20 protein-coding genes and 1 pseudogene are annotated in these 18340 nt (G+C 59.0%); 3 read left to right on the top strand and 18 right to left on the bottom strand.

The window, feature by feature from the left end:
* Positions 1 to 47: 47 nt before the first annotated feature.
* The 7 genes from FY251_RS17810 to FY251_RS17780 form a co-directional block, all read right to left on the bottom strand.
* On the bottom strand, positions 48 to 368 hold the full coding sequence (locus FY251_RS17810) for a hypothetical protein (RefSeq protein ID WP_148416374.1): 321 nt from the start codon (positions 366 to 368) through the stop codon (positions 48 to 50).
* 175 nt (positions 369 to 543) lie between these two features.
* Entirely contained in the window at positions 544 to 909 is a 366-nt protein-coding gene (locus FY251_RS17805) for a hypothetical protein (protein ID WP_148416373.1), read from the bottom strand.
* A 12-nt stretch (positions 910 to 921) separates the two neighbouring features.
* Complete coding sequence (locus tag FY251_RS17800; protein WP_148416372.1) at positions 922 to 1413, bottom strand: hypothetical protein; 492 nt, start codon at positions 1411 to 1413, stop codon at positions 922 to 924.
* A 253-nt stretch (positions 1414 to 1666) separates the two neighbouring features.
* Positions 1667 to 2548 (bottom strand): universal stress protein, encoded by an 882-nt coding sequence (locus FY251_RS17795; protein WP_148416371.1) that lies wholly within the window; start codon positions 2546 to 2548, stop codon positions 1667 to 1669.
* Positions 2549 to 2557: 9 nt separating this feature from the next.
* On the bottom strand, positions 2558 to 4507 hold the full coding sequence (locus FY251_RS17790; protein ID WP_187367439.1) for an SLC13 family permease: 1950 nt from the start codon (positions 4505 to 4507) through the stop codon (positions 2558 to 2560).
* 1 nt (position 4508) lies between these two features.
* The gene (locus tag FY251_RS17785) at positions 4509 to 5588 is read right to left on the bottom strand and encodes an inorganic phosphate transporter (RefSeq protein WP_148416370.1); all 1080 of its coding nucleotides are present in this window, start codon (positions 5586 to 5588) and stop codon (positions 4509 to 4511) included.
* Between the two features lie 136 nt (positions 5589 to 5724).
* Positions 5725 to 5961, bottom strand: coding sequence for a hypothetical protein (locus FY251_RS17780; protein WP_187367438.1), 237 nt, complete (start codon positions 5959 to 5961; stop codon positions 5725 to 5727).
* 559 nt (positions 5962 to 6520) lie between these two features.
* Between FY251_RS17780 and FY251_RS17775 the strand changes: the two genes are divergently transcribed.
* A complete protein-coding gene (locus FY251_RS17775) occupies positions 6521 to 6940 on the top strand; it encodes a universal stress protein (protein ID WP_148416368.1) in 420 nt (139 codons plus the stop codon).
* A gap of 78 nt (positions 6941 to 7018) precedes the next feature.
* Here the strand turns inward: FY251_RS17775 and FY251_RS17770 are convergent, their stop codons facing one another.
* From FY251_RS17770 to FY251_RS17740, 7 genes and pseudogenes are all read right to left on the bottom strand, one after another.
* Entirely contained in the window at positions 7019 to 7681 is a 663-nt protein-coding gene (locus FY251_RS17770; protein ID WP_148416367.1) for a DUF6735 family protein, read from the bottom strand.
* A gap of 67 nt (positions 7682 to 7748) precedes the next feature.
* Positions 7749 to 8129 carry a hypothetical protein gene (locus FY251_RS17765; protein ID WP_148416366.1) on the bottom strand — a complete coding sequence of 127 codons (381 nt, stop codon included), beginning with the start codon at positions 8127 to 8129 and terminating at the stop codon, positions 7749 to 7751.
* A gap of 106 nt (positions 8130 to 8235) precedes the next feature.
* Positions 8236 to 8424, bottom strand: a complete 189-nt coding sequence (locus tag FY251_RS23420) for a hypothetical protein (RefSeq protein ID WP_148416365.1) — start codon at positions 8422 to 8424, stop codon at positions 8236 to 8238.
* 141 nt (positions 8425 to 8565) lie between these two features.
* Positions 8566 to 9453: pseudogene (locus tag FY251_RS17755) on the bottom strand (hypothetical protein).
* A 100-nt stretch (positions 9454 to 9553) separates the two neighbouring features.
* Positions 9554 to 10480 carry a transcription initiation factor IIB family protein gene (locus FY251_RS17750; protein ID WP_148416438.1) on the bottom strand — a complete coding sequence of 309 codons (927 nt, stop codon included), beginning with the start codon at positions 10478 to 10480 and terminating at the stop codon, positions 9554 to 9556.
* A gap of 234 nt (positions 10481 to 10714) precedes the next feature.
* Entirely contained in the window at positions 10715 to 11119 is a 405-nt protein-coding gene (locus FY251_RS17745) for a hypothetical protein (protein ID WP_137685129.1), read from the bottom strand.
* A 280-nt stretch (positions 11120 to 11399) separates the two neighbouring features.
* Entirely contained in the window at positions 11400 to 12308 is a 909-nt protein-coding gene (locus FY251_RS17740) for a DUF6293 family protein (RefSeq protein WP_137685128.1), read from the bottom strand.
* A gap of 206 nt (positions 12309 to 12514) precedes the next feature.
* Here FY251_RS17740 and FY251_RS17735 point away from each other — a divergent pair, with 206 nt between their 5' ends.
* Positions 12515 to 13303, top strand: a complete 789-nt coding sequence (locus FY251_RS17735; RefSeq protein ID WP_148416364.1) for a hypothetical protein — start codon at positions 12515 to 12517, stop codon at positions 13301 to 13303.
* A 95-nt stretch (positions 13304 to 13398) separates the two neighbouring features.
* Complete coding sequence (locus FY251_RS17730) at positions 13399 to 13761, top strand: hypothetical protein (protein WP_148416437.1); 363 nt, start codon at positions 13399 to 13401, stop codon at positions 13759 to 13761.
* A 545-nt stretch (positions 13762 to 14306) separates the two neighbouring features.
* On the opposite strand, the gene FY251_RS17725 is transcribed toward FY251_RS17730, so the two are convergent.
* The 4 genes from FY251_RS17725 to FY251_RS17705 form a co-directional block, all read right to left on the bottom strand.
* Positions 14307 to 15173, bottom strand: a complete 867-nt coding sequence (locus tag FY251_RS17725; protein ID WP_148416363.1) for a DNA-binding protein — start codon at positions 15171 to 15173, stop codon at positions 14307 to 14309.
* Positions 15174 to 16573: 1400 nt separating this feature from the next.
* Positions 16574 to 16990 carry a hypothetical protein gene (locus FY251_RS17715; protein WP_148416362.1) on the bottom strand — a complete coding sequence of 139 codons (417 nt, stop codon included), beginning with the start codon at positions 16988 to 16990 and terminating at the stop codon, positions 16574 to 16576.
* Positions 16991 to 17168: 178 nt separating this feature from the next.
* Positions 17169 to 17588, bottom strand: coding sequence for a hypothetical protein (locus FY251_RS17710; protein ID WP_148416361.1), 420 nt, complete (start codon positions 17586 to 17588; stop codon positions 17169 to 17171).
* Between the two features lie 78 nt (positions 17589 to 17666).
* A complete protein-coding gene (locus FY251_RS17705; RefSeq protein WP_148416360.1) occupies positions 17667 to 18230 on the bottom strand; it encodes a helix-turn-helix domain-containing protein in 564 nt (187 codons plus the stop codon).
* Between the last annotated feature and the right edge of the window lie 110 nt (positions 18231 to 18340).

The raw sequence follows: 18340 nt of genomic DNA, 5'->3' as shown, positions 1-18340 counted from the left end.
TCGCCTGTTTCACGCGTGGGAACCGATGCTCGCTACGCTTCAGTTCATCAGGAATCGTCGTTCGCACCGCCGTCTTCGAAGAGACACTGCCCGGTAGCCTGCTCGCCGGAGAGCGTTCGCTGGTCGTCGTTGGCGTCGACGAACAGTGGTTCTTGTTCGCCTCCATCGGCCCGCGTTACTTCTGGTCGATCGTCGATACCGAACTCGCTTGCTTCGGGACGATCAAGCCGACTCTCTCGCTCGCGATGATCGACGTCTGCCCCGAAATCGTCGAGCGAGGTCTCGACGGCGACGGATTCCGTTTCGAGGTCGCCTGTTTCTGTGAACGTTGCTTGTCGTTCGATCGTGATATCTGGATTGTCGCTCATGGATGTCTCTCGTATCGCTCGTCGTTCCGAGGGCAGCGACCAGCGGCCCTGCCCTTAGCTTAACCAACGACGCCGACCGAGATCGATCAGCCGTTGGTTAACAAACATCGACGCAGCACCGATGCATTTTCTCACTATGATGACCACCGTTGGATTCAGCACGTACTCAGAATAGTCACCGTTCAGCACCATAGACGATCTCCGAGCGGCTTTCATAGCCGCAGTCTCGGCAGTCGAACCACCGTTGTACCTTCGCCCCGTCAGCTGCTTTCTGGCCGACGATGACGTCGTCGTTCAGGCAGTCGGGACAGATCAATTTGGGATTCGAACGGTTTCGGAGTTCATCGCGAAGGGCTTTGGCGTCTTTCGTCTCGAACCCACGCGACCACACTGGGTAGCCGTCGACGAGGATCGCGGCCCGCCACTTGTACACGTAGGAGTTCGGCGCTCGGTGGAGCACTGCGCGGGCTCCAGTCTCTGTGTTTCGATACGTCAGGCTCGGCGTTCGGCTCTCTCGCGTCCAGTTAGTGATTCGTGGCATGGATGACTCTTCTCAGAAGTGGACGTCGGCCGGCACGATCCAGAGATCGTCACTCTCGTCGAGAATCCGATCAAGCTGTCCTCGATGCCGGATACCGCTTCCATGTTCGTCGTACAGGAAGACAGATGGCCCGTCGTACGCGCCGACCTGGTGGAAGGCGTGCCGGGCGAGGTTTTCGTCGCGCATTATCTCCTCGTCGCTGAGCTCGTCGAGCCCCTCTTTCACGCGGTCGAGATTCCGCTGGAACTCGTCTTTGGTCGCGGTCCAGCCGCGTTCGAGGAGCGCTTGTCCGTCGTCGGATTCCACAGTGGCTGCAACTGGGAGTTCACCCCAGCGGGCGGTTCCAGCGACTGTCGTCTCGTCTACGTCGAACGTCACATAGTAATCGAAGACAGCGCCGGCGTGTGGTACGGCGCCGACGAGTTTATCAAACACCGTCTTTCCGGTGGCGAGTGCGTCGTCTCGTGTCGATGCCTCTACGAGCGTGTAAATGACCATGTGCATCGGGTTTCACCTTCGTCTGCCGACGCACGCGACTGCACCCTGCCTCGCTACGTGATGCGCCGGCACCCATCGCCGGCGTTCAAAAAACTCGCGCTGGCGGTCGGCTCTCAGGATTCGTCTGCTCGGTCGACGGTGATGGTCGGATCCCCGGACTCGTAGTCCGCTTCGAAGTCGACGGTGTACGCATCTGAATCGTAGGAGGCGTGGTAGGTGCGGTGACGCTCGAGGGATCGGGTGGCCTTAAACGCCCGTTTCACTCCGTGGACCAATCCTCCAAGGACTTCCGCACTGTCAACACAGGCTGTTCAGAGCGACGGACAACGGTGGCTGCCACGCTGCCCATGACCAACCGATCCAGCCCTGTCTTTCCCTGTGTTCCGATGACAATGAGGTCGGCGTTGCAGTCGGCTGCGGCCGCCAAGATTTCATCGGCTGGCTTCCCTTCCCGGGTCATCGGAGTGACGTGGATTCCTGCTTGAGCACCACTCGCCTGCAGTTCCTTCAGAACCCGCTCACCTTCCTTCGACAGCAACGTGTGGAGTGATCCTGAGCTTCCGAAGCGACTCTCCACGACGTAGAGCCCACGGACGGACGCGTCAAATGCTGTGGCAATGTCGAACGCGAACTCACTGGCCCGGAGGGCACTCTCGCTGCCGTCTGTTGCCAACAGAATCTGCTGGAGATCCACTGGCTCCGGGTCCTCAGCTTCCCAAACCGAAAATACTGGGGCCGGTGACTGTTGGGTGATCTGTTCCACGATAGAGTCCCGCAGGAATCGTGCGAGACGTCCCGGCGTGTGCGTCCCGAGAACGACCAAGTCGATCCCGTTCTCGGTGACATACGTAAGAATCTCTTCCACAGGGGCTCCGCTCCTAATGGAGTCGATGACAGAGACGTCTGCTCGTTCACCTGCTTCAATGACCGACGAAATCGCCTCGTTCGCTGTCGGCCGAACGTCTATCTCGAGCAGATCGTCGATCGACGCATCGTCACCGTCTTCAGGTACGTCACTGGAGTCGAGGACAGCGAGTGCGTGAATCTCCCCGCCGTATGTTTCTGCAAGGAGAAGTGCGTACTCGCGTGCCCGCTCACTCGCTGCACTTCCATCCACGGGGAGCAGTATGCGGTCGAACATAGTACTCGGTTAGATCCCCCAGAACAAGGCAATTCCGAGCACCGTAACCGTCGAGAGAATCAGCTGGAGCGGCGCACCCACGCGAGCGTAGTCAGTGAACTTGTACCCGCCAGGACCGTACACGAACAGGTTGGTCTGGTACCCGACCGGCCCGAGGAATGCCGTCGAAGCGGCGAACGTCACCGCGAGCACGAACGCGAACGGATTCGCGTTGATTGCTGTAGCGGCAGCCGCTGCGACGGGGATCATCAACACCACGCTGGCGTTGTTGCTGATGACCTCCGTGATGAGCCCGGTGGCGATGTAGAACAGCCACAGGACGAGGAGTACAGGAAGGAAGTCCGCGGCAGTGGCGACCAAATTCCCGAGCAGCATCGCTGCCCCAGTCTGTTCGAGCGCGATCCCCAGCGGGATGACGCCCGCCAGGAGGAAGATGACGTCCCAATCAACCGAATCGTACAGCTCGTTCGGCTTCAGCACTCCTGCGACGACCATGGCGACGACGCCAGCGAGTGCGGTGACGAGAATCGGCTGCTGGAGGCCTGCGAGCATGGTGAGTTGTTCGATGCCGGTCAGCGACGCAAGTGCGTTGCCAAGGAACGGCCACGGGATTGCCACGAGTCCGACGACACCGAACATGATGGCGATTGCGTGTGGAATCTTGTCCGTTCGATAGTCCGGGTCCTCGGCCTCGTGTCCGAGAACGAAGTCGCGGTTCTGCGCTAGCCGGTCGATACTGTCGGACTCGGCCTGCACGAGGAGTGTGTCACCCGCCCGGATCGTGATCTCGTTCATGCGGTCACGGATGACTTCACCGCGACTCCGGAGCGCGAGCACGTTGCCGTCGTAGCGCTGTCGGAAGGTCGAACTCGTCAGCGTCTCCCCGACGAGGAACGAGCGCGACGGGATGACGACCTCGACGATGGACTGGTCGTCACTTGCCTCTGGGTCGAGTTCTTCGTCCGTATCAACCGACCCAGCGATGGCGAGGTCGTCGGCCACAGCGAGTTGCTCGAGCGTGTCCCTGCTCGCTCGAATGAGCAGGGTGTCGCCGGCGTGGATTTGTTTGCGGGCCAGTGGTTCAGTGAACCGTTCACCATCACGGATGAGTTGAAGAATGTCGGCGTCCGTCTCAGCCTCCTCGATGGCTGTTTCGACGGTTTGCCCGACGATTGGTGATCCCTCGCGGACCACCACTTCTGCGAGATAGTCCGCGATATCGTATTCTTCGACGTAATCCTCTTCGACTGGCACACGTTCGGGCAGCAGTCGGTGCCCGATAGTGAGGAGATAGGCCGAGCCGGTGATGAGGACGATGACGCCGAGGATAGTGAATTCGAAGAAATCGAACGCGTGAAGCGCGGGGTACTCACCCGAGAGACGGGCTGCCGTGTCGCTGGCGAGAATGTTCGTCGAGGTGCCGATGAGCGTGAGCATTCCTCCGAACTGCGAGGCGTAGGAGAGGGGTATGAGAAGTTTTGATGGGGACGTTTTGCCTTTGTGTGCCACGTCGGAGATGACCGGCACGAGGATGGCGACGACCGGCGTGTTGTTGATGAATCCGGATACCGGGCCGGTCACGCCGATCGTGGCGAGGAGCTGTTTGTTGAGGCTTTCCCCTGCAAACCCCGAGATTTTCCGGCCGATGATCTGGACGACACCAGTCTGACTGATTCCTGCGCTCAGGATGAGCATCGCCAGAACGGTAATCGTCGCCGAACTGGAGAATCCAGAGATACCCTCCGCAGGGGTGATTTGCGTCCACGGTTCGAGGACGATGAGCGTGACCATGATGGCGATGGCAGTCACGTCGATGGGTAACCATTCAGTGATGAACAGGACGATGGCTCCAAGAATCACGAGAAAGACGACGAGCATCTCAGTCGTCACGCCGGAAACAGACCCCGCTTGTGTCGCAAGCGGCAGGAGCGCCTCGCCGGGAGAGAGTAGACCCGCCATGTTACACCTGGAAGAAGCCGACAAACGCCGCGACCTTGAAAACAACGAACGCGAGGACGAACGCGACCGTGGGCGAGAGCATCCAGGTGGTCACGACGTGCCGAGTCGTATCCGGATCGAACAGGTGGGGGCTGTCAGCTTCGACGCGTGCCTCTTCGTCTTCGCTCAAGCCTTCGAGGCCGGCTGCTGCCTCGACAGGCACGTGGCGTGTGGCTCGTCCCCAGCCGAGTCCGATGACGCACGTGATGGCCGTGATGGCGAGACTCGCCGGAATACCGGCCCAGCTCAGTCCCGTGATGATGGTCGCGGCGATGATCTCGACGATGAGTGCGCCTTCCAGTGTGAGGTTGGTCAGGTCGTTGCCGACGGTGGTCATCGTACGCGGGCCGATGTAGAACGATCCGATAGCCATGGCCCCTGCGCCGAGGAGCACGGCCACGTCCATCGAACTCAGCATGGCCATCGACGGCATGACGCCGGCTCCGACGAGTGGGGCAACAGCGTTGGCAACGTTCGATGCTCCCGCTGAGAACCCCATGTAACAGGCGATGGCGATGACGAGGATCTTCCCGATAGTCGAACGTGAGTCGCTTGAGAGGTCGAGAGTTGATTCGATTCGGTCATAGAAGTAGCGCCCGACGACTCCGGAGATCCAGAAGGCGACGATGGGCGAGACGACCCACCATGAAACGACGACGCCGACTGTCTCCCAGTTGAGCACGCCCAGCGCTGCGCCGAGGCCAGCGACGGCTCCGACTGCGGTCTCGCTCGTGCTTACGGAGACTTCACGGAGGTTTCCAAGTAAGATACCGAACCCGGTGAACAGGAGGACGCCGATTGCAGCGGGTAAGGTGAAGTATTGAGAGGGGACGAAGCCGTGTCCGAGGGTTTCGATGACGTGCCGGCCGACGAACCAGCCGCCGAAGACGACGCTGACCGACATCAGGACAGCGGCAGTCCGCACGGTAAGGACGTCGCTGCCGACGGAGGGGCCGAAGGATTCGCCAATCGCGGAGCCGCCGGTGTTGATCCCAGCGAACACCGCCACGACGAGGCCGAGACCAAGCAGTGCACCGATCATTGCCGATCACCTCTCTGTCGATCTGACTGATTCGTCGGCGATGCGGCGATGTGTCGAGGTAGGTATGTGGCGTTCATAGTTGCAGGTACGGGTTTCTATGAGGGCGATTCGACCGCGTGACGGACTTCCAGACTAGCTAAGGGATTGGCGGGCGTCTGAAGAGGCCGTCGGCGACGAGAACACCGCTCACGAGGGCACCGGTGGCAATTGCAGAGCCTGTGGTACCGAAGAATTGCGTGGCGATGAGGTAGGTGAACAGGAAGGTGACAGGTATTCCTGTGAGAACGAGGTCGTACCGTGAGGGACTGCCAAACAGGTCAGCACGTCCTTCAAAGGCTGATTCGGTCCTGTCCGATGGTTCGACATTCGTCATCATTGCACCTCCACGTACAGAGTAGTGAGCCAGCTCGTAATAAAACCTCGGCAAACGTACTTTCGACCTATTCCTGAACACAGGCATAAGTTATGAAGTAGTTATCCAGAGAAACAGCTTTGTCCGAGACTTCCGAATACGGTAGTATGAAGCCTATAGAAACGTCGATTCTGGCATCCGTGATTTTGGGGTTCGGAATTAGTGGAGTCCTCTGGTGGTCACTCCGGCGACGGGGACGGACTGTGGACGGTGCTATTCGGTTCTATACAGCGGCGAGTACACTCCTCGGGTTAGGACTGGTAAGTAGCCTCTTCATCGCGTATACGTCGTGGTTCGTGTCCGGTCTTCTCATCGGACTCGGAGTGTTTGGTTCACAGTTGCTTCACGCAGTAACAGTCAAGCAGGTCCTTCAGAGTGAGGTGGCAAACACGCAGTTGCTACGGCTCTTCCTCGGAGCACCATCCGTAGCAACTACTGACAGGCACGTCGAATCTGAGCCTCGTTCCGGACCTGGCAGGCGGCAGAGCCGTTATGAGTGCTTCCCGCGTACTGAGAGTCAATGATTTCGCGTGTTCTCGTGCCGATGGACGACTCAGAAATGGCTGAAAGAGCCCTCAAATACGCGCTTGAAGCGCATTCAGACGCAGAAATCACCGTCTTACACGTCGTGGGCGAACCGTCCCCGATGATGGGAAAAGCAGTGAGTCTCGCATTAGAGAACGACATTGAGCAGGCTGCCGAAGAACATGCATCGGAAGTTCTCCAGCGTGCCCGCGACATTGCGGGAGAGTACGATACAGAGATTTTGACGGATGTCACGTGGGGACACCCAGCGAAAGCGATCATCAAGCGAGCAGAGAACTTTGATACTGTTGTCATCGGGAGTCACGGGGGAACATTAGCAGAGCGACTCTTCGTCGGCAACGTGGCAGAACGGATCTTCCGACGGTCGCCAGTTCCCGTGACCATAGTTCGATAATCTCGATTAGTACTGGTCGCGTCTGTTCATTCGGCAAGTCACTAGAATTCGTTTTGGACGTCAACGGACTAGGTCGACCTACGCGGGGCTGAAGGTCCCGCTGTTGAACGGTGGCTCACCGGTCGGGATGAGCAGCTCCTGTCGGTCTCCGACCCGCTCAGCGAGCTTTCGTTTCAGATACTGCCTCGCCGTCGACGGTGTGAAGACGCCTTTGTCGAGCATGTCGCCGACGACGTCTTTGAGGGCCGCGAACTGTCCCTGCAGGTGGCCATCCCCGACCGGCTCGCCGTCGTACCAGCGCACCGTCGCGAGCGCGCCGTTCCCGACCGTCTCTCCCTGTTCGACTGTCTCCGAATCGTACTGCAGCCCGAACCACAGCGTCCGATAGACGGTCACCTCGAACGTCGTCGACGCCACGACGAACGCCTCGTGGTGGAGAAAGTCGAGATGGTCTGCGACGATCTCGTCGAGTGTGAGCCCGGTGGCGCGGGGCTTCGGCTCGACGACCGTCGACGGTCGATCCTCGCCGGCGAGGTAGCCCTCGACGGCATCTGCCTCGAGGCCATCGACCAGTTCCGCCAGTAGCTGTTTCGCCCACGTGGAATTGGTATCCTCGCCACCGAACGGGGTTTCGGCTGTGATGCGGTGCTTCAGTTTCAGGTCTGCAGCACCCCAATGAGAGTAGTGGAGCGTGTACTGTCCGTCGGTTCGTTCGTACGCAACAAGTGCGCGGTGGCCCATTGAACAATCACCTCGCAGGGCGACGACGACTGGATCGCCCCGCACCCCTCCTGGGGGACGAACAACGCTACTCGTCGATCGGCTCGGGGGAACTGAGGTCCGCGTACAGCACCTCACCGTTGCGGATGACGTACCGTTTCGCCAGCACGGGAAACCGGCACTTGGTAAATCCGGCTGTCTGGATGTCGAATTCTTCGTCCGGTTCGAGATACTCCGCGAGCGACCGGAGGAACTCGTGGGTGACGATCCCACCGTCGTAGTCAGGAAGACCGTTCTCTCTCGTCTCGTACACTTCGAAGCTGTCGTAGCCCCAGATAACGAGCTCGCCGTCGTCGTCCACCTCCCAGTTGAGGGTCCCGAAGCAGTGGTTCTCACAGAGTTCTCGGACTGCCTGTGGATCCGATACAATCGCGCCGGTTGATGTCGTCGCAGCTTGGAGTGTTGCCATGGGTTGTCCTCGGGAGCGTTCTCGCGCCCCCGCACCCCTTCAGGGGGTAAACAACTGCTCAGGCTGTGGCGGCCACAGGACGCCGCGTTGCCGACACCTGGTGTTGTCAGGACTCACCTCGGACGTCGCCGTCCTCTGTCGCATCCGGTCGACTAAGGAGACCCATCTGCTCGAGGAGCGTCACTGCTGTGCTGAGCCGCTCTCGGTCGCCCGGCTCTAATTGCTCGCCGTCGATACTGGTGAGATTGTTGAGCGCGCGGTGCAGCCTGTAGCCGGGTGTGTCTCGTGGCTCCATATGTGCGCCTTCGCCGATTCTCGGGGTCGAAAAACACCGGCGGGCAGTCAGCAGGGTAGCCCGAAGGTGGTCGCAAGCTGGCTTCTGTTAACCAACAAAACCGAGGTGAGACCAGAGTTGTTGGTTAATTTGACGCCGTCTTTACTGACTGGCTTCGGGTTCGGGCCCGTAGCGGGGCGTCCCGCACCGCTGACAGCCCCACAGTGGCTGGCCGGTCCAGTCGTTGTTGGGCACGGCTTCAAACTCACGAAACCGATGTTCGGTCTCCCGACCGCACTCCCGGCACTCGAGATGGGTTCTGTTCGCTCGCTCGTGTCGTGAGTATTCGTTACTGGTCTCTGCGTCGGATCGCTAGAGCGCAATCGCTGGCACCAGCCAGAGGTCGTCGTCTGCGTCCTCACGACGGCTTGTGAGGCTCTCTTTGGCGCGAATCCCGCTCCCGGTTTCGTCGTAGAGAAACGTCGCGTGCTCGTCGTTATGACGTGACGAAATCGACTCTGTCCATGATGTCCGCTCACTTGCGGCCGCGAGTAACTGCTCACCACATTCAGATGTGACCCGTGTCGCCGAGGGGAGCGAGGGCCATTGGTCGGCAAGCTGTGGAGCCGGCTCCTCGTCGAGATCGTAGATCAACTGGCAGTCATCGACTCCTGGGTCACCATCTGCCTTCGCGAGGAGCGTGGCCGCAGCGGCACCCTTCGCGATGGCAGCGTAGAACGTCGACGCCTCGACGAGTACCTGGACGACGTGGAGGAGTGTCCGTTCGGCATTCGACGTGCCCTGCTCGTCGGCTGCTTCGAGATGGTTCGTGAGACAGAACCGGCACTTCGACTGGCCAGCGGGAATTGACGCTCCACAGGAAGCGCACTCGCTCTCATCTGCTGTCGGGCCGTCTGGATAGTCCGCGTCGACGCCACCAGAGCGTTGCCGCCGGGGCTCACCACTACTACTGGCGAGTTGGTCGTCGGGAACGTGGGTCGCTTCGCCGAGCGGTCGGAGGGCTTTGTAGTCAGCGTACCGGTCAGTCATAGCGTAGTCTGGCCGTATCATGCTTCGTCTTCGGGTTTAAACAATGGCTCTCACATCAATCAGCCTACAGACATACAACCGAAAATCAGCAGTGTGGGCTCTACACAGCCAGTTCGTCCAGCGCGTCGCGGTGGGTTCGCACGGTGACCACCGAGACGTTCGCAACGTCAGCGATTTCCGACTGGGTGAGCCACCGCCCCTGTTCGCGTCCGGCCTTGTACAGACAGGCTGCGGCGAATCCGGATGGCCGAACCCCCGTGATTGCTCCGGTCGATTCGGATGCTTCCGCCAACTGCCGAGCCCGCTGCCGGATCTGATCGGAGACGTCGAGCTCCGAGGCCAACCGCGGAACGAACGCACTCGGCGTCACGGGTTGGGCTGGCAGGCCAAGTTCCGTATTCAGCGTCGTGTATGCGTTCGTCACCCGCGATTGCTCGACGCGCGCCGACTCGGTGATGTCGTCGAGCGTTCGCGGCCGCCCATTACACCGACACGCGCCGTAGACACTCGCGGCGGCCATCGCCTCGATCGACCGGCCCTGCAGGAGGTCCTCGTTCTGAGCGCTGCGGAATAGCTGGCAGGCCTGGTCACGGATCGTCTCGGATAGTTCGAGCGCACTACTGATCCGGCGGACTTCACTAAGCCCGTGTGCAAGGTTGCGTTCGGCTTTCGACTGAAACCTTCCACGGGTCTGTTCACGCCGCATCCGAGCGAGCCGCCGTCGCTTCTGTCCTGAGAGTTCGTTCCCGTTCGCATCGGTCCCGCGGCCGATCTCCGTCGACAACCCTCGATCGTGTCGTGCCGCCGTCAACGGAGCGCCCGTGCGCTCCCGTTCGTCTTCGTCGAACCCTCGCCACTCTGGCCCGTGGTCGATCCGCTGCTCGTCGATGACGAGCCCACACTCCTCGCAGATGGTTTCGACTGCGTTGGTAGTGACCCGCCCGTCGCACTCGGGACACTGGTTAGGGTTCGACTCCGTCTGGACGTCCTCGTCGAAGTCAGTTTCGTAGATGTCTCTGATTGCCATGGTTCTCACCGTGTTCAGGGAACCCGCCAGTACGGCGAGCCCCTCACCCATTGAGGGGACAATAGACTCTATGCTGGACTGAAGTGCCTACACAGGGAGTCGGGGGAACTTCGATGCCTGCCGTAAGAACGGCAAGAAGTGGAACAAGGTCCGCGACTGGGGCTACGACGAAATGTCACTAGACCTCCTGTACTCCAGATCGAGTCCTTTCTCATAGGATATGATGGGGCAGGACTAATCGTCCCGCTTCAGTGCTGCGTAGTACGGCACGCCCATCCTCACCGCGCCAATGAGTCTGTAGATGCCGTAGACGGCGCCAAGGGAGATACCGACGGTTACAGCTCCGAACTCCATCCCGAGCTCTATCAACATCGTCACACGCGGCAGCACACGACTGAGCAACGGGACGGATTGCAGGAAGAGGCCTGAGTCGAGAACGAATGGTGTACCACCGTAGACGGCGAGCAGGACGGCGTCCTTGAACTTCAGCACGCCAAAGAGGAGTAGCAGGCACACGCCACTGTAGATCCATTCGAGGTTCTCTAGAACGGCCTCCCGACCCACAGCGATAGAGGTGTCCTTGTTACCGGAGAAGTCACCTCGGATCTTGTTGATGGTCTGATGGAGGTCGTCGAACACTGTCGGATAATCAGACTGTTCCAGCATAGGTCTTGTTCCGGGTTCCACTTTCACTTCGCTTGGATCGAACTTTTGAACGTATACTCCGTTATTACACTTGGAGCCTGGAATACAGTGTCACACGCTCCAGCGCTCCATCCCCCATGTCGTCGGAACAATCGATCCTCGGAACCTGTCCGGCTTGCGACACCGGGATACCCGCAGGTATGCTCCTCATCGAGTACGAGAAGGACGACCACCGAGCGGTCTACGCGGAGTGTCCATTATGCGAGGATCCAGTTCATCCCCGGTGAGTTTCTACCCACATCCGCCCCATCGTCGAGAGCTGCGTTTCGAGACTATTTCCGACCTTCTCGCGGTCCACATACCCCTTTTCGTCGAGTTTCGAGACGTTGTACTGGACGCGGCTGCGGAACGACTCGTCGTACTCCTCACCCTCTTCTTCAGCCAGCTGTTCGGCGAGCGCCGACGTCGACGCAATCGGATCCTTCCCAAAGAGGAAGTTCAGAATGGTCTTCTCGAAATCCTCAACGTCACTGCCAGGCGACGACGGGAACTCGACGTACATCTGCCCGTCGAGGTCTCGGGCACCCTCCGTCACACCGCTTTCGTTGATTCGGTCGAGAAGCTGCACGATCTCCTCGTACTGGCTGTGCACGGTCAGATCCTCGTACTGCTTCAGATCATCGAGCGTGTCCGCGGCGTTCTCCAGAACCTCCATCATCCGGTGCACGAGATATTCCTCCGGCGAGACGTAGTAGGTGTGGAGCCGGTCTCGAATCTCATCCATATCCTCCTGGAACTCGGCGATTATCGAGTCGGCCGCAGTGGCGAAGGCGAAGGCGACTGTGCGAGGCATCGAAGAGATGTTGACGAAAACCTCGTTATCAGCCTTCAGTTCGTCGAGGATGTAGTCGTAGGCCATCGGATAGAGAGTCTCATAGTCAAACATACCCTCGATTTCGATGGATTCGCGCTGGACCTCGACGTCAATCAGTTTGAACGAATCTTCCAATCGGCGAGTCATATTCGATGCGAGTTGCGCGGCCTTACTCGTTGCCTCATCGTCTGGATCGCCTTCGTGCGTGATGAGCACGACTCGGTCGGCCTCCATCTGTCCCTGCGAAATTGGGTAGATGAGACGCTCGAAGTCGAATCCAACTGGGATAATATGGACTCGTTCGGTCATAGTTCCCTCTGTCTGCGGTTTAGGCTAAAGACCTTCGTTATACGCTTCGTATGTGGGACAAGTTATGTTCCTGCTGGACAGTATGTGTTTTGGAAAGACTAAGAAATAGAGGTCGTGCGAATAAAAGCGAACAAGACTTATCCCTGTGCGGTGAGTAGTGTCACGACAGGCGCCACCGAGACACAACCGCGCCTGAGAGATCCGACATGCCCGGCGACCGATTCCCGCACGAGTTCGTACCGAAGACCAAACCTGGGGCTTCCACCGATAGACGCCTTTTCGGCTACAACGTCGAGGAGTTCCCGGCCCTCCAAGCACCGTTCCGCCGGTCGACTTGGTTCGTAAACCAACCACGAGAGGCGTTCATGCATCCCGACCAGATGCTCATCATCAACTCGATGGAGCAGAACGAGTTCCTGGTCGGTCGTACTCCTGAGGACGAGTTCGAGCGGCTACAGGAACTGGACGGGATCGTCGACGTCTACTTCCCAGGCGACCGCTGGGTCATGGACAGCGACGATATGGACCGTCGCGAACTCCTGAGCGAGATTGAGCGATCGGTCGAGGGGCAGAAGGCGCTCTACCGTATGGTTGAGGATGCCGAACTCGACGTCGAACTCTATCCCATCATCGTGGGGTGGGAACCGTGGCACTACGAGCACTGCCGGGAGCTGTTCGAGGTCTTCGGCACGAAGTCGTGTGCCTTCGACGGGACCGAGTACAACTCGAAGTTCAACCTCTGGGATGACCTGGAGGCCCTGGTCGAGACGCTCGGCCCGGATCGGATCTACCTCAACGGTCGGGTCTCACACGAACACCTCCTCCACGCCCCAGACGAGGTCGTTGCGTTCTCCGGGAAGACGTCGATCCTGGACGAGTGCAGGCAACCAAACGGGGAACACAACCCCGAACGGTTGACCGAGACTATCAACTGGAGGATCGAGGCCCTGCACAGCTCGCAAACAGCACTTGACGAATTCATGGTGATCAACTAATGCCACGCAAAGGCGGCGGACCACCTGACGGACGTACCGACGAAGAACAATGGCAGCCTCCGGGACGCGAGGAACCACTCCAACGGTCACTCGATATGGCCTTGGAACTTGAACTGGACGATGAGGAGGAAGACCCGGATTTCATCTACGGCGATATTGTCCACGATACTGAGGCCGACGAACCGATCGCCTTGGTTGTCGTAAACATTCCTGGACTCGAACTCGACGAGTGGGAGTTCGAGGACGGGGACACGCTGGCCGACAAGACTCCGAAGTACCCGGATGACGACGAGATCATCGTAGTTACTCCACTCGATGTGCTCGAACAGCACATCCCGAGATGGGGCGACCGGGAAGCTGCAATCCCACTCGAAGACCTCGTCGAGGAGGAAATTCCCTTCGCACCGTTCCCGTCCCTCCAACTGGTCCGGGTCGAAGACTCCCACCTTCGAGACTGAGATGGCCGACGAACTGTGGCCGTTCTTGGTCTTGCTTGCCCTCTTGGTCCTCACCGGAACGCTCGGGACCGTTATGGGCGCGTTCGGAGACGTTGTGCATCTCCTGTGTCCCGACCCGTCGAGCCCATTCAGTGTCTGGTGGTGTTAGGTGTCCTGCGTAGTCTCTGACCGAGATCCCCTCCTGCAGGTGCATCGGCGGTAGGTCTTCCCAGGCGTCCAGTGCGGCGGCTAACTGTGCTTCGACGATCGGTGAGCCGGTCGTCCGGTGAGCTTCGCGGAGGTGAATGCGAAGCCGTTCGCGGGCTGTGAGAGTATGTTCCTTGGACATCGTTGCTCAGGGCACGTTGTCTGTGTCCCCCTGCCCCTCTGGGTACACACAAATACCTCCTCTCTCAATCCCGGACAGCTGTCTCACCGCGCTCCTCTCAAGGGTAGGAGCCAGGTCGTGGCTGCCGGCCGACCAGCGGGAGGCCGGGAGCGGAGGGTGGGGTGGCGGGGTCTGGGCTGGTCCGGCACACAACAAAAAAGAAGGCTGCGCTAACTGGCTATTCTTCCCACCACCGACCGCGATCCGGGAACTCGATCCTGCTCCAGCCCGTGATAGCGAGACTGCACCGGCCCTGGTACCAGTTCTTCTTGACCGCTCTGAACCTGACCGTCTGACCCTCTCGAACCACTGTTTTCCCGCTCTTCTCCCAGACCGTGAATTTCGTGCGCCCGCTATCGTCCTCGATGAGCCCGACTTGTTGAATCGAGTTGTCACTTGGAGCCCAGAGTTCGGTAATTTCACCTTGGACTGTCACCTCACCGACTGGGACATCTGGCACATCCGCGATGGGCACGATTGCACCGGGGACCGCCTTCTGCTCTTCCAACGTCTCCAGCACCGCCTTCGTCACGTCCTGGCCGCGCTGCACCTTCTCGGCCAACTGCTTCGCGACGACTGACCTCGACCAGCCGCCATCGACTTCCTCTTTGATCCGCATCGCCTGCGTGTTCACCGCTCCGAGTTCTTCCTGCGTTAGCTTCTCTCGGGGATCCGTGCGCTCCACCGGTTCGGGCTCGTCACGGCCACACTGCTCGACGACGACCTCCCGCGTCCGCTCCGCCCGACCGTCCTGGCCACCGAGTTCCGCCTGGGCACTGATGTGCTCCAGCTCGGCTTCCCGGGCCTCGATACGCTCCTCCTGTTCGAGAGTCTTCCCGAACATGTGATCCGGGCCCTCCTCGACCCGCGCATCTGGGTGGTTGGAATCGACTTTCGCCTGTACTTCCATGTCGACCGTCGCTCGGAACTCCGGGGTCTCGTCGACGACCTCGAACCCATCCTCGTCGACCTCAGCTTCATCGTGTTTCTCGAAAGCCTGTTCATCGACCGAAACTACTTCACTGGAGACGTTCTTACTTGACATTGGAACTCACTGGTTCCTGAAGGCGCTCACGCGCCCGACACCGCGATGCTCCTACATCGCGGATTTCCTCGACGACAACGACCGACAGACTCGTCTGCGCGCTCTCGCTCGCGCCTTCGCGAGCGCCCCTTGGGGCGCGAGCGAGAGCGCGCCATAGGGAAGCCATCCAACCAGCACCGCGCGCCGACCCGCCCGGAGCGAGCGGCCAGCTTTAAGCCGTTTCTCGTGTCCGGCCCGGACTGCGGGTCCGTGTCCAGAGCGACGGTCGTGAGCACGGCGAGACGCGGTGTGACTCGCCGCGCGGAACGGCCCAAAGCGCTGGAACGCGAAAGCCCGCGAGGGGCGCAACCGAAAACGCGCTTAATGCTGGCGTCGAGACCAGATTCACTTTAGCCCGGAACGGGCGCGGGCGGTGCGGAGAGCGCCCGCACGCCCGGAATGGTCGGTCGCGAGCGACGCGGAGGGCGGAACGCGGCGAGCGGGGCGTGCCGTTCGCCGCACACCAGCCAGCCGATTGAGATCGCTGACCCAGCAATAGATCCCGGGTGGGACTGAAAGGGGCCGGACGCTTGACGTACCTCGACGACGCAAGCACCGCAGGAACGAGGCGCACAGCGAGTCGCGGCCGGCGAGCGTCCGGGGGCTTTCGAGGTACCCGCACCAGACGCTAGCAACTGTTTGTCTCTCTAGAAGAACCTGTGGTAACGGTCGTTTCAGCCAGCGTTCTGGATAAAGAATCCGTACTGCCAACTACTGTAATAGGGTTCTAAATCTCACTCCGACTTATCCGTCAAAGAATCAAACGTTGGCCTACTGGTAAAGAGTAATGTTAGGTCAAGCACTATAGTGCCGTATGTCGGCCCTCCATCGGTGGTTCTCGGTGTCGGAAACATGGAAGCGTCCTCTCGCTATCAGTATCGCAGTCACCGTCCTCTATTCACTCGGTGTGTTCGCGTATAGCCTCCTTCCAACCTCGAATGTTTCAATCTCAGGAACGCTTTGGGACGCACTTGCGCTATCTATGGCGTTTGGGTTGGTAACAATAGGGATTCCCGTTTTTCTCTGGCTTCGATATGAAATCCGTAGCCCGGGGGCACTATTGGTAGGTATCCTCGTTTTCTGGCATATACTCGTGTATATCCCACCAATTGGAAGTGGACAAGGGGATTCGCCCGGGTTCCTCTTTGTGTTTGTGTGGGCACCATTTTATCTCGTTGCCTATGGGATTCTAGCGTCGGTAGAATACTGGCTCCGTGGTCGTAAATTCTCGCAGACTAGTACGACTGGCTGATTGGGAGATATACATGATCTCCCTTTAGACCAACTTCGGAGGGGCCATGTTATGTCGCTGACGACGATGAATCTTGCCGGCGTACGGAAGGAGGACGCTCCAAACAGGTTTAGAATACTCGTTTGACTAAACGACCACAAAGGTGTGCGACAGTCCCAATCGCAAGGAGCCCCCCGGTAAAAGCGAGAAATATGAGCCATGTCGGAGAGTCAGTACTCGGAGGCAAGACGAGGTGATACCCGATTAAATATACGAAGAGTCCGGCAACCGGCCCTAACGAGAGGAGAATTGCCGTTCTGATGTCGTGACCGGTTACTGACGCGTAGAAGGCACTCATCCCGACGACAAGGAGGACACCACCCATCACATACGCGGGTAGTTCTCCAAGTGATTGACCAGCCGATTCATTCAGGAACCGTTCAGTCCCGAATGTTGCTAGCGTTACAACTCCCAAGATTGCAGAGAGCCCACGATAGCCGATTCGAGGGGGTTTGCCTGCTTTGTGGAGGTTTTTCAGGGCGTTCATATACCAAAGATTCCACTCGTAGGACTATATTCCTTCGGGTCATCCAGGCTGACTCCTCAAGGCCGCCGGTTTAAGCAACCCACTAGATATCGGTGCCACTCTTCCGTCAAAGAACCAAACATAGACCGTTGGGGAGCGCTATCGGCTGGGCAGCGTGCCGTTCCCGAGAAGGCCAGTATCACGCGCCTGCAGCTCGGTGTTTACGACGATATTCCAGTCTTCCTGTGAAACCTGCAAGAGCGACGACGCCGACCCAGAGTAGGATGTACAGAGCGAATGGTGTCGGCACAGCAGATGGTGGACGAACTGGGCCCGCCAGCCACGACCCGAATCCTGAAAGGAGCAGGAATACAGCGACGATGATCGCGGGTGAGATGACCTTCTTACCCACGTAAAACAGGACTGGGACGAATCCAAGGAGGAACATTCCAAGGAGGATATACACTCCGTTGAGTGGTTTGGTCATGAGCAGTTCCCACAGGTTATCGAACCAACGATTCCAGAGCAACACAGCCACACCTGCGTGGACCAGTCCACCAACCAAGCCGCCAATAATTGAGGTTCTTGTTACGATTGACTGCGTGGAGGTACGTGCCATACTCGTCAGTTGACCACCAGGGCCCTTAGTACGATGTTTGGGCCAAAATTAATTTTGACAGACGAGGAGGTCGACCATCTATCTGTTCCGGGCCCACCACAGGACGACCAGTCCAAGGACGAACAGTCCCCCGAGGAGGAACTCCAGTCCCGGGAATGAGAGTAGTTCCAGTATTGTCGGCGTATCACCTGCACCACCAGGCTGTCCAAATGCCTGAAAGACGAACAGGAAGGCGGAGACGAGAAACAGAAGCCCCGTCGCGCCGACGAGTCGCTTCAGTAGGTCGAGGAGTCCCGTTTTACGTTCCGTGGTTCCGACGAAGACGACAACGGGATCGTCTGCGGGTGCATATACGTTCATCTCTTTGCCCTTCTCGGAGTACCGGGTATCAGCCACCCGGACCACGCCTACTTCTTCGAGGTTGTCGAGGTGGTAGGAGACGTTCTGAAGGGACAGATCGAGTCGGGCAGAAAGTTCAGAGGGGGGTGCTGGATCGTCGTAGATTGCAGTCAGGATACGCCGGGCCGTCTCCGACGAAAGGGCCTCAAACACGTTTGCTGTCTCATCTTCATCCACACCAAGAACTCGTATGTCGCCCTCTTGCTCGGCAGTCACGTCGTCAGTGGAGGGCAACAGAGACATGCTCTCTTATCCATCTCGTACTGTCATAAGTCCATTGTGTCCGCGTGATACAGCATTCTCTAGTCAGTAGCCTTATTCTGGAGAGCTGTACTTGGAGTACGTCCGAGTAA

Origin of the sequence: Haloferax sp. KTX1, from assembly GCF_902410085.1 — an archaeon.
Taxonomy (GTDB): domain Archaea; phylum Halobacteriota; class Halobacteria; order Halobacteriales; family Haloferacaceae; genus Haloferax; species Haloferax massiliensis.
This window is presented reverse-complemented; position numbering and strand designations above follow the sequence as displayed.